Annotated in this window: 12 protein-coding genes; 5 read left to right on the top strand and 7 right to left on the bottom strand. The window is 62.1% G+C overall.

From position 1 onward, the window contains the following. Nucleotides 1-3 precede the first annotated feature (3 nt). The 3 genes from ASE94_RS17915 (at nt 4) to ASE94_RS17905 (ending at nt 2,473) form a co-directional block, all read left to right on the top strand. Nucleotides 4-984, top strand: coding sequence for an ABC transporter substrate-binding protein (locus ASE94_RS17915; protein WP_061910170.1), 981 nt, complete (start codon nt 4-6; stop codon nt 982-984). Between the two features lie 92 nt (nt 985-1,076). Continuing rightward, complete coding sequence (locus tag ASE94_RS17910) at nt 1,077-1,754, top strand: ABC transporter permease subunit (protein ID WP_200913702.1); 678 nt, start codon at nt 1,077-1,079, stop codon at nt 1,752-1,754. Next, entirely contained in the window at nt 1,733-2,473 is a 741-nt protein-coding gene (locus ASE94_RS17905; protein ID WP_062631500.1) for an ABC transporter ATP-binding protein, read from the top strand. Before ASE94_RS17910 ends, ASE94_RS17905 begins: the two co-directional genes overlap by 22 nt. Here ASE94_RS17905 and ASE94_RS17900 read toward each other — a convergent pair. From ASE94_RS17900 to exbB, 3 genes are read right to left on the bottom strand one after another with little or no spacing between them, the layout of a single operon-like run. Next, entirely contained in the window at nt 2,442-3,629 is a 1,188-nt protein-coding gene (locus tag ASE94_RS17900; protein ID WP_061910165.1) for a TonB family protein, read from the bottom strand. The two genes, ASE94_RS17905 and ASE94_RS17900, sit on opposite strands and share 32 nt — an antisense overlap. After that, nucleotides 3,626-4,081, bottom strand: a complete 456-nt coding sequence (gene exbD, locus ASE94_RS17895; protein WP_061910163.1) for a TonB system transport protein ExbD — start codon at nt 4,079-4,081, stop codon at nt 3,626-3,628. Before exbD ends, ASE94_RS17900 begins: the two co-directional genes overlap by 4 nt. Nucleotides 4,082-4,084: 3 nt before the next feature. Then, on the bottom strand, nt 4,085-5,011 hold the full coding sequence (gene exbB, locus ASE94_RS17890) for a tonB-system energizer ExbB (RefSeq protein ID WP_062631499.1): 927 nt from the start codon (nt 5,009-5,011) through the stop codon (nt 4,085-4,087). 203 nt (nt 5,012-5,214) lie between these two features. On the opposite strand from exbB, the gene ASE94_RS17885 reads away from it, so the two are divergent. Then, nucleotides 5,215-5,745, top strand: coding sequence for a biliverdin-producing heme oxygenase (locus ASE94_RS17885; protein WP_061910159.1), 531 nt, complete (start codon nt 5,215-5,217; stop codon nt 5,743-5,745). After that, on the top strand, nt 5,742-8,285 hold the full coding sequence (locus ASE94_RS17880) for an HWE histidine kinase domain-containing protein (protein WP_062631498.1): 2,544 nt from the start codon (nt 5,742-5,744) through the stop codon (nt 8,283-8,285). Before ASE94_RS17885 ends, ASE94_RS17880 begins: the two co-directional genes overlap by 4 nt. Nucleotides 8,286-8,503: 218 nt before the next feature. Here the strand turns inward: ASE94_RS17880 and ASE94_RS17875 are convergent, their stop codons facing one another. The 4 genes from ASE94_RS17875 to ASE94_RS17860 all read right to left on the bottom strand — a co-directional run bounded on the left by ASE94_RS17875 (nt 8,504) and on the right by ASE94_RS17860 (nt 12,667). After that, the gene (locus tag ASE94_RS17875; RefSeq protein WP_061910154.1) at nt 8,504-9,538 is read right to left on the bottom strand and encodes a sulfate/molybdate ABC transporter ATP-binding protein; all 1,035 of its coding nucleotides are present in this window, start codon (nt 9,536-9,538) and stop codon (nt 8,504-8,506) included. Nucleotides 9,539-9,549: 11 nt separating this feature from the next. Continuing rightward, the gene (cysW, locus tag ASE94_RS17870; RefSeq protein ID WP_244484249.1) at nt 9,550-10,419 is read right to left on the bottom strand and encodes a sulfate ABC transporter permease subunit CysW; all 870 of its coding nucleotides are present in this window, start codon (nt 10,417-10,419) and stop codon (nt 9,550-9,552) included. Further along, nucleotides 10,409-11,254, bottom strand: a complete 846-nt coding sequence (gene cysT / locus ASE94_RS17865; RefSeq protein WP_061910152.1) for a sulfate ABC transporter permease subunit CysT — start codon at nt 11,252-11,254, stop codon at nt 10,409-10,411. The genes cysW and cysT overlap by 11 nt, the downstream gene beginning before the upstream one ends. Nucleotides 11,255-11,452: 198 nt before the next feature. Next, nucleotides 11,453-12,667: an O-antigen ligase family protein gene (locus tag ASE94_RS17860; protein WP_061910150.1), complete on the bottom strand. Its 1,215-nt coding sequence runs from the start codon at nt 12,665-12,667 to the stop codon at nt 11,453-11,455. Nucleotides 12,668-12,820: the final 153 nt, after the last annotated feature.

Here is a 12,820-nt window from a genome sequence, read left to right as displayed (position 1 = left end):
ACCATGACGGCCCTAAAGCACGCTGCCACCGCGCTCTTCCTCACGCTCGCTGGCCTCGGCTCTGCCGGGGCTGCGGAGACGCTGACCATCGGCGTGCAGGAAAGCGGCACCGTGCAATGGGAGATCGAGACCATCAAATCCATGGGCCTCGACAAGGCCCATGATCTCGATCTCGTCGTGCGCCCGCTCGCCGATAGCCGCGCTGGCCAGATCGCGCTCCAGACCGGTGCCGTCGACGTCATCCTCTCCGATTTCGTCTGGGTCTCGGTCCAGCGCAATTCCGGCAATATGGTCGCGATGGTGCCCCATTCGCTCGCCGTCGGGGGCCTCATGATCCCCGCCGGCAGCGACATCGCCTCGGTCGCCGATCTGGAAAGCAAAGTCATAGGCGTTGCCGGCGGCCCAGCCGACAAAAGCTGGGTCATTCTTCAGGCCTATTTCGCCCACGAAACCGGCAAGACTCTTGCGGAAGCCACAGAGCCCCGCTTCGGCGCTCCGCCGCTCGTCAACGAACTCCTCGCCAGTGCCAAGATCGATGCTGGCCTCAATTTCTGGCAATGGAACGCTCGCGCCGCCGCATCCGGCGCCACCGAACTGCTCTCTGTCAAAGCCATGCTGGGCGATCTCGGCATCGCGACACCCCCGCCCCTTCTCGGCTGGACATTTACCGAAGCCACAGCCGCAGCGAAGCCCGAAGCCCTCAAGCGTTTCCTCGACACCTCCTTCGCCGCCAAGGACGTGCTTCGCACCGATGACTCGGCCTGGGAACACCTCAAAGACCTGATGGGCGCCGCCGACGACCCCGCGCTGTTCGAGGCCCTCAAATCCGGCTACCGCGCCGGCATCGTCACCGCCTACGATCCCGCGGACACCTCCGCCGCCGAAAAGACTTTCGCACTCCTCGCCGAATTCGGCGGCAGTGATGTGGTCGGCGATGACACGACCCTTGCCGAGGGCACCTTCTGGCCCGGCTACAGCAAGTAGTTTTGGTGCCATCCGCGCAACGCCATCATCGTTTCCTTGAGCTGGCCTCTATCCCGCTCCTTCTGCTCTTCTGGCAAGTGCTGGCCATGCTCATGGCCCAGCGCCTTTTCCCGACGCCCCTCGCGGTGGGCGCCGAACTCATTCATCTCGCCACCGCCGAACGCCTGCTGCCTGATCTCGGGCAAACCCTTATCCGCGCCGGCCTCGGCTTCTTCCTCGCCATGGTGCTCGGCACGGCGCTTGGCCTCGTCCTCGGCCGCGTCCGCAGTCTCGATCGCCTCTTTTCCGGCTGGCTCATTGTCGGTCTCAACCTGCCCGCCATCGTCGTCGCGATCCTCTTTTACATCTGGCTCGGCCTCACCGAGACCGCGCTGATTTCCGCCGTCGTCGTCAACAAGCTCCCCCTCGTCGCCGCCACCATCCGCGAAGGCGTGCGCAACTTCGCCCCCGAATATGACGAACTCGCCCGCGCCATGCGCTGGCCCCTCGCCCGGCGCCTCCGCCTCGTCTTCATCCCCCAGCTCATGCCCTTCGTGCTCGCCGCCGCACGCACGGGCCTGTCGCTGATCTGGAAAATCGTCCTCGTCTTCGAAGTCTTGGGCAGCGATGGTGGCGTCGGCTACCGCGTCAGCCTCTTCTTCCAGTTCTTCGACATCACCAGCATTCTGGCCTACACAACTGCCTTCATCGCCGTCGTCCTCGCGGTCGAATACGGCCTCCTGCGCCCCCTCGAACACAAGGTCCTCAAATGGCGCGCGGACCCAGCCTGAACCTTTCCATCGCCGAAAAGCGCTACGCAACAAACGCGGCGCCGGTCCTGGCCGGCATCGATCTCACTATCGCTCCGGGCAGCGTCACCGCCATCCTCGGCCCCTCCGGCATCGGCAAATCCACCCTGCTCCGGATGATCGCTGGCCTCGACACGCAGTTCAGCGGCTCCATCCAGATCGACGGCCAGTCGCCCATCGACGCCCCGCCCCCCGGCTTCGTCTTCCAGGACCCCCGCCTCCTCCCCTGGCTGACCGTCCTCGACAACATCCGCACCGCCGGCCAAGGCGTCGATACCGCCACCGCCCTGTCCGCCCTTGAGCGCACCGGCCTCACCAGCGCCGCAAAACTCTACCCCCGCCAACTCTCCGGCGGCATGCAGCGCCGCGCCAGCCTCGCCCGCGCCTTGGCAATGAGCTCAGGCCTCCTGATCCTCGACGAACCCTTCGTCTCCCTCGACCGCGCCCTCGTCGGCGAAATGCAGGATCTCGTCGCAGAGATCATCGCAGCCGACCAGCCGACGACGCTCCTCGTTACTCACATGCCCGAAGACGCCGCAAGATTAGCTGACCGCGTGTTGATCCTTGCGGGCCAGCCCGCAAAGGTCGTGGCCGATATCCATTTGCCCTCGCCAGTAATATTTCGTGATCGAAAAGACATCACGGGTCACCTGCGAACGATCGAAGGCGCTATCGGTTTTCGTACTCGACCGGAAATTTGATAGTCAAACTGTCTTCCGGCAATCCAGGAGGGGGCGCAGGCAAAGGCGAACTAGACCAGATTAAGTCCAACGCTGCCTGATCCAGAATATCTGAACCGCTAGACTCGGAGAGGCGAACTGAAACAACACCGCCGCTTCGGTCGATGTTGAACCAAACCCACGCCGTACCAGTCGCTGCCCTAGATCTACCCGCTTGAGGATGTCTCAAGCGCCTGTTCACATGCGAACTGACCTTTCGTTGCCAGCTCTGAACCTGCGACGCACTCGGCGCCGCGGAAACCGTTTGCTGCGGCGCTGCGACCTGCTCAGCCTTTTCCGCAGCCGGCTTCGGCGCAGCCGCAACGCTCGCCGCTGACGGCGGCGGTGCAGTCTTTCGCTGTGGCGGCGGCGTAAACTTCGTCGCCGGCGTTTCCGCGCGAATATCGGCAATCCGCTGCGGCATCGTCACCGGCACGGGCAAATTCGGATCCACCGGTTCTGGTTCTGGCTCCGCCTCCGGCTCGACCGGTTCTACAACCGGCGGCTCCTCAACCGGCTCGGCCTCCGGCACCACCTCCGCCTGCCGCTCGATCACCACAGCCGGCTCGGGCACTTCCACCTCGGGCACCTCGATCACCGGCTCTGCCGTTTTGACAGGCGCAGGCTCCGGTTCTGGCATAGGCTCGGGCTCAACCGCAGCCATACGCGCCACCGGCTCGGGCTCTGCAACTTGCTCTGGCGGCGGCTCTTCTAAAACCGGCGGCGGTTCCTCAGCTTCCGGCTGCGCTTCCTCGGCAACCGGTGGCGGCTCTTCAACCACTGGCTCAGGTTCCTCCAGTTGCTTCGCCTCTTCGATTGGATCAGGCTCTTCCGCCGGTTCTGCTTCAGGATCCGGCTCCGCCTCAGTCTCCGGCGCGGCTTCCGAAGCCGTGGAAGGCGCCCCTTCGGCGATCTCAAGCTCTTCGTCTGCCGGGGATGTCACGAACTCGGCAAATTCCACCGTCATCGCTCCGGCCTGTTCTCCAGCCGGTTCCGCCGGCACGAACCGCTGATAGGCCCAGACGCCCGAGCCGATCCCCGAAAGCACGATCAAGCTCGCCGTCACCCAAAGCGCAAGTTCGCCCCGCGTGGTGCGCAAAAAATCTTCGGGACTAAAACTGTCGCCGGTCAGTTTCATTGCGCCGCTGCAGCCTCTGGCAAAGCAACCCCATTGGCACTTTCGAGCCCAACGAGCGCGATCCGCACATAGCCGGCCTCGCGCAACAGGTTCATCACCGCCATCAGTTCGCCATAGGCGACGTCCTGGTCGGCCCGCAAAAACACCCGCGTCTCGCGATCCCCCTGGGTCACCGCATCGAGTTGCACCTGCAACGCGTCGCGCGCCACCACATCATTGTCGATGGCCAGTGAAAGATCGCCCTTGAGCGTCACAAACAGCGGCTCATCGGGTCGCGGCGCTGGCGTCGCGTTCGACACCGGCAGGTCGACATTGACATCGACCGTCGCCAAAGGCGCCGCCACCATGAAGATGATCAGCAGCACCAGCATGACGTCGATAAAGGGCGTCACATTGATCTCGTGATTGATCTCGAGATCGTCGCCGCCGCTATCCTTGATCCGCCCAGCCATGGCCTATTCCGCCGCCTTAGCGCTCGAAACGCGACCATGCAGCGCCACGCGATCGAGATCCCGGCTCACCACCCGTTCGATCCCCGCCGATACATCGGCCAGCACCTGCCGATAGCCCGTCACCGAGCGCGCGAAGGCATTGTAGATCACCACCGCCGGAATAGCCGCGACAAGCCCAAATGCCGTCGCGAGCAGCGCCTCTGCGATACCCGGCGCCACGACGGCGAGGTTTGTCGTCTGCGTCTCGGCGATCCCGACAAAGGCATTCATGATGCCCCAGACGGTCCCAAAGAGGCCGACGAACGGCCCCACAGAACCGACCGACGCCAAAATCCCAAGGCTCTTGGAAATCTTGCGGCCGGCGGCCACCTCGATCCGCGACAGCCGCGAGGAAACACGTTCCTTGATCCCGCCGGGATCAACCCGCCCCAGCATATCGCTTGAGGCGTCCATTTCTTCCTGCGCCGCCGCCACCAGCATCGCCCCGACGCCGCTCCGCTGCCGCATCGTCTCGGCCAGGTCGCGGAGGCTTTGGGCCTTCGAAACATCGCGCACTGTCGCCAGCGCCCGTCGCCGCGCGCCTGCGAGCTGCAGGGTCTTAAACAACCAGATGGTCAGGGTCACGACAGCCGCTGTCACAAGCCCGATCATCACGCCTTTGACGACGTAATCCGCCGCCATGAACATGCCCCAGGGCGATAGGTCATGCCCCTGTAACCCGGTTTCGACACCAACTGCAGGCTCAGCCGGAACATCCACAACGGCAGGCGCCGTCTGCGTTCCCGGCACAACTGCTGGCGCAACCACATCCGGCACAGGGCTGACCGGTGCAACATCCTGCGCCATAGAAAAGCCCGTGATCCCAGCCAAAACCAACGCAACCGTTGCCATTCGCTGCATCAGGCCCAAGGCCGTTTTCCGCTCTGCCATGTCACACCTCTCGGCAGTCTGCTGCCGTCATCGCACCACGCGCCGAAATTCGTCGCGCGTCACCCCTTAATAAAGGTGACCATCCAAGTCAACAATTCTGGAAAGGCCGCGCAAAAAGCGTTGTGCGCTATGACATAAGTTATAAAATATTGAAATGACAGCTTTGGTCACACGACCTATGTTCGCTGGAAATCGGAGCTTCCATGGCCATAGCCTCACTGCGTTCCGCGCTCAAAGAGCGGACCGCCGCGCTCCACCACCAGCTTGATCAGCAGGTGGGGGAGTTCACTGCCCAAGACGACTACGCAGACTATGTCACGCGCAGCTATCTTTTTCGTGCGGCCATAGAGCCACGCCTTGCCGGCGACGGCTGGCAGTCCCCGCTCTTGGCCGACGTCATGGCGCAGGATCTGGCCGATCTCGGCCGCTCCGTGCCCAAGACTCAAACCAGTGAAACGCCGCGCGCCAATCGCGGCGAACGCCTCGGCATGCTCTATGTCCTCGAAGGCTCCAGCGTCGGCGCCCGCCTCCTGTTGCGCCGCGCCAAGGCTATCGGTTTCTCCGAAGATTTCGGCGCCCGTCATCTTGGCCGTCAGGCCGGCGACATCGCACGCTGGCCGCAGTTCCTCTCGGTTCTGGAACAGACCCCCGCCGGCGAGCATGAAGACGTGTTGCGCGCCAGCGAAGATGCCTTCCGCCTCGCCCTCGATGCCTACACGGTTGCGGCCCCATGAACGCCCAGACCAAGGTCGACCTGACCAATTGTGATCGCGAACCCATCCACATTCCGGGCAGCATTCAGCCCCATGGATGCCTCCTCGCCTGTGACATGTCCGCCGTCACCGTTCTGCGTCATTCAGAAAATTGTGCTGGCATTATCGGCGTAGAAGGCGATCTCAACGGCCGCTCGCTGCCCGAAGTGCTAGGCGATCAGGTTTCCCATAACATTCGCAACGCTCTTTCGCGCACGCAGGAAGGCGCCCGCTCTTCGCTGCTCTTTGGCGAGCTGCTGCCCAACGGCCGCCGGTATGACATCGCGGTCCACCGCTTCAAGGGCAATGCCATCATCGAGCTCGAGCCGGCCGAAAGCGAAATTGCCCAACCGCTCGAACTGACCCGCGCCATGCTTGGCCGCATCCAGCAGATCACGACGACCGATCGCCTGATCCGCGACACGGCCCGCCTGATCCAGGGGATGCTCGGCTATGATCGCGTCATGATCTACCAGTTCGGCTCCGATGGCGCCGGCAAAGTGATGAGCGAAGCCAAGCGCCCCGATCTCGAAAGTTTCCTCGGCCAATATTTCCCTGCCAGCGACATCCCGCAACAGGCCCGTGCGCTCTATCTCAAGAACACGATCCGCATCATTTCCGACGCCAATTTCGAGCGAATTCCAGTCAATCCGGTGCTCGATATCTCCGGCGAGCCGCTCGACCTTTCCTTCGCGCATCTGCGCAGCGTTTCGCCCATCCATTGCGAATACCTCCGCAATATGGGTGTCGGCGCCTCGATGTCGATTTCCATCATCATTGATGGCGAGCTGTGGGGGCTGATCGCCTGCCACCATTATGGCCCACGCACGCTGTCCATGGCGCAGCGGGTCGCCGCCGAAATGTTCGGCGAGTTTTTCTCGCTCCATCTCAATGCCCTCCACAATCGGCGCCTCCTCGAAGCCGTCACCACGGCGCGCCGCGCCCTCGACGAGTTCCTTGGGCTTGCTGTCGGCGCAGACGACATCAATCAGCTGTTCCGCGATCATCTGAGCGATTTCGGCAATCTCATACCGTCCGATGGCCTTGCCATGTGGATCGACGGCAAGCTCGTTAGTTCTGGCGCGACGCCACCGCCCGAAGCAATCCCCGGCCTCGCACGGTTCGCGCAGACCGTCGCCGAAGGCTGTATTTGGGCCACCAACAAATTGGCCAATGTCTTCCCCGGCGCCGAGGAATATGCAGCGACCGCTGCAGGCGTTCTCATCGTGCCACTCTCGCAGCGGCCGCGCGATTTCCTGTTCTATTTCCGCAAGGAATTGGTGCAGACACTCGATTGGGCCGGCAATCCGGATAAGGTCTACGAGACAGGCCCGCTCGGCGATCGTCTGACGCCGCGCAAGAGCTTCGCCATCTGGAAAGAGACGGTTCACCAGCAATCCGCGCCCTGGACCGAGCAGGAGCGCGAATTCGGAGAAGCGGCTCGCGCCGCCCTCGTCGGAGTCATCCTGCAACATTCGGAATTGCTGGCCGATGAGCGCGCCAAGGCCGAACTGCGCCAGCGCATGCTCAACGAAGAGCTGAACCACCGCGTCAAGAACATCCTCGCGGTCATCAAATCGCTGGTCACAAGCCCCGACCATACCGGCCAGAGCCTCGAAAACTATGTCGAGTCGCTCCGCGGCCGCATCCATGCCCTCTCGCTCGCCCATGATCAGGTCATTCGCGGCGATGGTGGCGGCTCCCTGGTCGATCTGCTCAATGCAGAATTAACCCCCTACCGCACCGGAACATCGAGCATCGTCCTATCTGGCCCCGGTGTCTGGATGGATGCGCGCGCCTTTTCAATCATGGCGCTGGTGCTGCACGAGCTTTCGACCAATGCCGCCAAATACGGCGCGCTCTCCCGCCCCGGCGCCACGCTCAGCGTCACCTGGAGCATCGACGATGTCGGTGGCTGCAATATCGTCTGGCAAGAAAGCGATGGTCCCGAAGTCACTCCGCCCAGCCGCCGCGGCTTCGGCACGGTGCTGATCGATCGCAGCATTCCCTTCGATCTCGGCGGGGAAAGCGACGTGCAATACCTTCGCGAGGGCGTTCTTGCCCGGTTCAGAATCCCACCGCGCTTCATCGCCATTCGTAACGTCCCGGCGCCGACCCCGGTCGAAACGTCCCATCCTTCGGTGGTCGCAGACACTGACCTCACCGGCAAGCATGTGCTCGTCGTTGAAGATCAGATGCTGATCGCCATGGATCTCGAACGCCTTCTGGTCGATGCGGGCATGGAGGTCGATGCCGTCGCCACTTCGCATCGCGAAGCCAGCGCCGCCCTGTCGCGGAACAGACCGGATATCGCGATCCTCGACGTCAATCTGGGCGAAGAAACCTCGGAACCCATCGCCCGCCAACTGCTGGCCGACGGCATCCCCTTCATCTTCGCTACGGGCTATGGCGAAGCTGGCAGCATCCCGACTGCCTTTGAGGGCATCGGCGTCGTCCGTAAGCCCTACGACCAGGATTCCATCCTGCGCCAATTGCGCGAAGCCCTGAGCAAAGCCAAGTAACGTACGATCACCTCGATTTCCACCCCGGCCAAAGAGACGGGGCCAGCCACTGCAGACGCTTTGGGCGCTCGGACTGTCCCACACACCGCCCTTCCCTCGGGCCTGACCCGAGGGCCAATTCGGGAGCCACAAACGTTCAATGTGTTGGCGCAGTGACCCTCGGGTCAAGCCCGAGGGAAGACAGAGGAGAGCAAACGGCTAATGCCAAAAAATCTGACCTAAACCGCCGGAAACAGCTTCCAACGCTTGGGCCGGAAACTGATCTGGCTACGCTCGCCGGCCGGATGATCGAACGGCAGATCGATCTCTACCCGGTGCGCCGAACCACCCAATTCCAGCTCCACCCGTCGCGTACCGCCGACGCGTCGGCTACTCGCCACGACACCGCGGAGTGCTGCATCGGCCTCGACGAGTTCGATATCGTGCGGCCGGAAATAGAGTTGTGCCGGGCCATTCCCCTCGACGCCGGAAACCCCAAGCGGCCGATCGCCCAGCCAGAGATCGCCGCGCTCCACCGTCACCGGCAGCGTGCTCGATTCCCCGATAAAGCCGAAAACGAAAGGCGATTGCGGATGGTCGTAAACCGAATCCGGCGTCCCCACTTGTTCGATCTTGCCCTGGCTCATCACGCAGAGCCGATCGGCCAGCTCCAGCGCTTCTTCCTGGTCATGCGTCACGAACACAGTGGTGTGCCCGGTGCGATCATGAATTTCGCGTAGCCACTTGCGCAGCTCCCGCCGCACTTGTGCGTCGAGCGCGCCAAAGGGCTCATCGAGCAACAGCACGCGCGGCTCGATCGCCAATGCACGCGCCAGCGCCACACGCTGTCGCTGCCCGCCCGAAAGCTGGCTCGGATAGCGCTTCTCGAGTCCCGAAAGCTGCACCAGATCGAGCAGTTCGCGCGCCCGGCGGCGAATTTCCGCCTTGGCTGGACGCGTCGCGCGCGGCCGCACTTCGAGCCCGAAGGAAACGTTTTCCAAAATCGTCATGTGCCGGAACAGCGCATAATGCTGGAAGACGAAGCCGATATTGCGCTCCTGCACGTTCTTTTCCGAGGCGTCTTCCGCCCCGAAAAAGATCTTGCCCGCTGTCGGCCGTTCGAGCCCCGCGATCAGGCGCAGCAGCGTCGTCTTGCCCGAACCCGAAGGGCCCAGAAGCGCAATGAGTTCACCCGAAGCAATATCGAGCGACACATCATGCAGCGCCGGAAACCGGTCGAATTCCTTGCGGACGTTTTGAACGCGTACTTCCATCTATGGTCCAGTCAATGGCCGCGCCCGGTGGCGGCGAGTTCATCGCCAAATCGCCATTCGAGCGCTGTCTTAAGAACAAGGGTTACAAGAGCGAGCAAGGCAAGCATCGAGGCGAGGGCGAAAGCAGCGGTGCTTTGATATTCATTATAGAACATCTCGACCTGCAGCGGCATCGTCGTCGTCTGGCCGCGGATCTTGCCCGAAACCACCGCAACGGCGCCGAATTCACCCATGGCGCGCGCATTGCACAGCAGCACGCCATAAAGGAGACCCCATTTGATATTGGGGAGGGTCACCTTCCAAAACGTTTGCCAGCCCGAAGCGCCGAGCGAAATCGCCGCCTCTTCATCGCCGCTGCCCTGATCCTGCATCAGCGGGATCAATTCCCGCGCGACGAAAGGAAAGGTCACGAAGATTGTCGCGAGGACAATGCCGGGCACGGCAAAGAGAATTTCGATATTATAGGAGCGCAGCCAAGGGCCGAGCACACTGCCCGATCCAAACAGCAGCACATAAACGAGCCCCGAAATCACCGGCGACACCGAAAATGGCAGATCGATCAAGGTGATCAGAAACGCCTTGCCCTTGAATTCGAACTTGGCGATGGCCCACGATGCGCAGATGCCGAAAACAACATTGAGCGGCACGGCGATCGCCGCTACCAGCAAAGTCAGCCTTATGGCCGATTGGGCATCAGGGCTCTGCAGCGATTGAAAAAATGCGCCCCAGCCCTGCGCAAAAGCCTCAGAAAATACGGCGATCACCGGCAAGACGATGAATAGCGCCATATAGACGAGACCCGCAAGGATCAGCGTCCACCGCACACCGGCAGGCTCATTGGTCGGCGAGGTCACCTGGCGATGCTGCAAACTAGCTTCCATAGCCATACCTCCGCCGGCTCCAGGCCTGGATCAGGTTGAGGACGAAGAGCATCGCAAAGGAGATCGCTAGCATCACCGTGGCGATCACGGCCGCCCCGGCATAATTGAACTCTTCAAGGCGAATGACGATCAGCAGCGGCGCAATTTCCGAAACGAAAGGGATATTGCCGGCAATGAAAATCACTGAACCATATTCGCCGACCGCCCGCGCAAAAGCCAAGGCAAAGCCGGTCAGGATCGCCGGCGTCAAACTCGGCAGCAGCACCCGCGAAATCGTCTGGAAGCGATTTGCGCCCAACGTTGCAGATGCCTCTTCCACTTCCTTGCTAGTCTCTTCGAGGATCGGCTGGATCGTCCGCACGACGAACGGCAGCCCGATAAAGATCATCGCAATCGTAATGCCGATCGGCGTATAGGCGATCCGAATGCCGAACTGCGCCGCGATCTGCCCGATAAAGCCATTCGGCGCATAGATCGCCGTCAACGCAATGCCTGCCACCGCGGTCGGCAGGGCAAAAGGCAGATCGACCATGGCATCGAAAATCCGTCGGCCGGGAAAGCGGTAGCGCACCAGCACCCAGGCGATCAACGTCCCGAACACGACATTGACGCCCGCGGCGATCAGCGCGGTCACAAAGCTCGTCCGCAGTGCCGCGAGCACACGCGGATCAAGCGCTGCCGCCCAGAAACCATTCCAGCCAAGTCCGGTCGAGCGCAGAACCAGTGCGACGAGCGGCACGAGAATGATCAGGGAGAAATAGGTGAGGGTAAATCCAAAAGTCAGGCCAAAGCCCGGGATGACGCTCGGCTGGCGAAAGCGGCCAAGTCTCGTCATGCAACCCCCTCAGTCGCGGCAAGTCCACGGCAGCCGCGACAAAGCCAGAGTTATTCACTCGGGGAAACCCTACCCCGAAATTTCGTTCCAACTCTAGCCGAGAAGTAGAGTTTCTCAAGCCTTGGTCAGCGCAAGATTCCGGGCAGAATGAGAAATTCGTTCCGCCAGCGGCGAAACCAACCGAACGCTATTTCGGCTTCAGACGCCCTCAACCCGCGGCGCCCGCCGGACGGATGTCGCAAGCAGGCCAATCACGAGGCAAATCGCAGCATAGCCAGTGGTCACGTTCCAGATGCCGAACATGGCATTGGTCAGGCCCATGACGAAATAGCCGACTACCAGCGCCGAAGCCAGAACCAGCAACCGTGCGCGCTCGACACCACGCGGAAGCCGCAACACCTCAATCAATGGCGCCAACAGCAACAGCAGGTAAGCCACCATCCCGATGATCCCCGCGCTTGCCGCAAAGTCCGCAGGATCGCTATGGAGATGCGGCGCTTCACCAAACGGCACCTCTGCCAGGCCATTGGCCACGCTGACAAAGTCGAGCGGTCCCTGACCAAAGACCGGTGCCTCGAGAAACGCCCGCCATCCACCCAACTGCATCTGGAGCCGGATACTAGTGGACTCGTCCGTCGGTATGCCCACCCGCATCACCTCGGAAATATCGATCAGCACGCGCTGCACGCCAGAAAGCTGCTGCACCCCGGCGACCGCACCGATCACGCAGAACACCGCCACAATGACCAATGCGATCCCCGCCCACTTCAGCGATACGAGGCGCGTACCCACGGCCACTAGCCCAGCGACCAAGCCCATAATCGCAATCGCAACCATGGGGCCGCGCGACCCCGAAAGCACCACCGCGACCGAAGCCAGGACTGGCGCCAACAGGTAGACATACCGCCATCTGCCCGCCGGACGCAGCATGCCGGCGCAGGCAAGAAAGCCAACAATCAGCGCAACGTCCGCAAAGTGGATCGGATTGGCGACGCTATTGCCGGCCCGGCTTGTCCCCGTTTCCATCACTTCGACTGCCGCCATCAGCGCGGCTCCGGCAACGCCTGCCAAGCCCAGTACACCAGCCAAATCCACCGCCTCAAAGCCCGGCTCCTCGCCTGCCGCCACCAGCGGATAAATCCCGATCACCGGCGCAAAATAGGCCAAGCCAATCAGCCCATCCACCGACCCCGACCCAATGACGTAGGCAATCGCGATAAGAAGAAGCGCAAGAAGCGGCATCCAGACTACCGGGCGCCGAATAGCTGCGACGCCTGAGCGCACCAAAAACCCAAAGCCCAAAATCCCGGAAATCAGGAACAGCACATTGGCCGCTTCGGGCGCAACGGGCGCCATGGCGAGCACTGCGATAAGGGCAAAAGCGGTGAGAGCAGTGCGTGATGAGGTCAGCATGGCGGTCCCTTATCCCCGATACACCCGGCTGACAAGCGACAGTTCCTCAGACGCCACCTGCACCTAGAGCAGCTAAACTGCCACCAAATCTCCTAATTTTTGCCGTAACTTGCCTTCGTTGACTCCAATGCGTGCCTTGCTTTGTCCATCATA

The sequence above is a fragment of the Devosia sp. Leaf64 genome (genome assembly GCF_001421945.1).
Lineage (GTDB): Bacteria > Pseudomonadota > Alphaproteobacteria > Rhizobiales > Devosiaceae > Devosia.
The sequence above is the reverse complement of the archived record's forward strand: the minus strand, read 5'-3'. Positions and strand labels throughout refer to the sequence as shown.

Coding starts and splice junctions, on each gene's coding strand:
- ASE94_RS17910 (WP_200913702.1), top strand. CDS start 1,077: ATGGCCCAGCGCCTTTTCCCGACGCCCCTCGCGGTGGGCGCCGAACTC.
- ASE94_RS17880 (WP_062631498.1), top strand. CDS start 5,742: ATGAACGCCCAGACCAAGGTCGACCTGACCAATTGTGATCGCGAACCC.
- ASE94_RS17915 (WP_061910170.1), top strand. CDS start 4: ATGACGGCCCTAAAGCACGCTGCCACCGCGCTCTTCCTCACGCTCGCT.
- exbB (WP_062631499.1), bottom strand. CDS start 5,011: ATGGCAGAGCGGAAAACGGCCTTGGGCCTGATGCAGCGAATGGCAACG.
- ASE94_RS17860 (WP_061910150.1), bottom strand. CDS start 12,667: ATGCTGACCTCATCACGCACTGCTCTCACCGCTTTTGCCCTTATCGCA.
- cysW (WP_244484249.1), bottom strand. CDS start 10,419: ATGGAAGCTAGTTTGCAGCATCGCCAGGTGACCTCGCCGACCAATGAG.
- ASE94_RS17905 (WP_062631500.1), top strand. CDS start 1,733: ATGGCGCGCGGACCCAGCCTGAACCTTTCCATCGCCGAAAAGCGCTAC.
- ASE94_RS17875 (WP_061910154.1), bottom strand. CDS start 9,538: ATGGAAGTACGCGTTCAAAACGTCCGCAAGGAATTCGACCGGTTTCCG.
- ASE94_RS17900 (WP_061910165.1), bottom strand. CDS start 3,629: ATGAAACTGACCGGCGACAGTTTTAGTCCCGAAGATTTTTTGCGCACC.
- ASE94_RS17885 (WP_061910159.1), top strand. CDS start 5,215: ATGGCCATAGCCTCACTGCGTTCCGCGCTCAAAGAGCGGACCGCCGCG.
- cysT (WP_061910152.1), bottom strand. CDS start 11,254: ATGACGAGACTTGGCCGCTTTCGCCAGCCGAGCGTCATCCCGGGCTTT.
- exbD (WP_061910163.1), bottom strand. CDS start 4,081: ATGGCTGGGCGGATCAAGGATAGCGGCGGCGACGATCTCGAGATCAAT.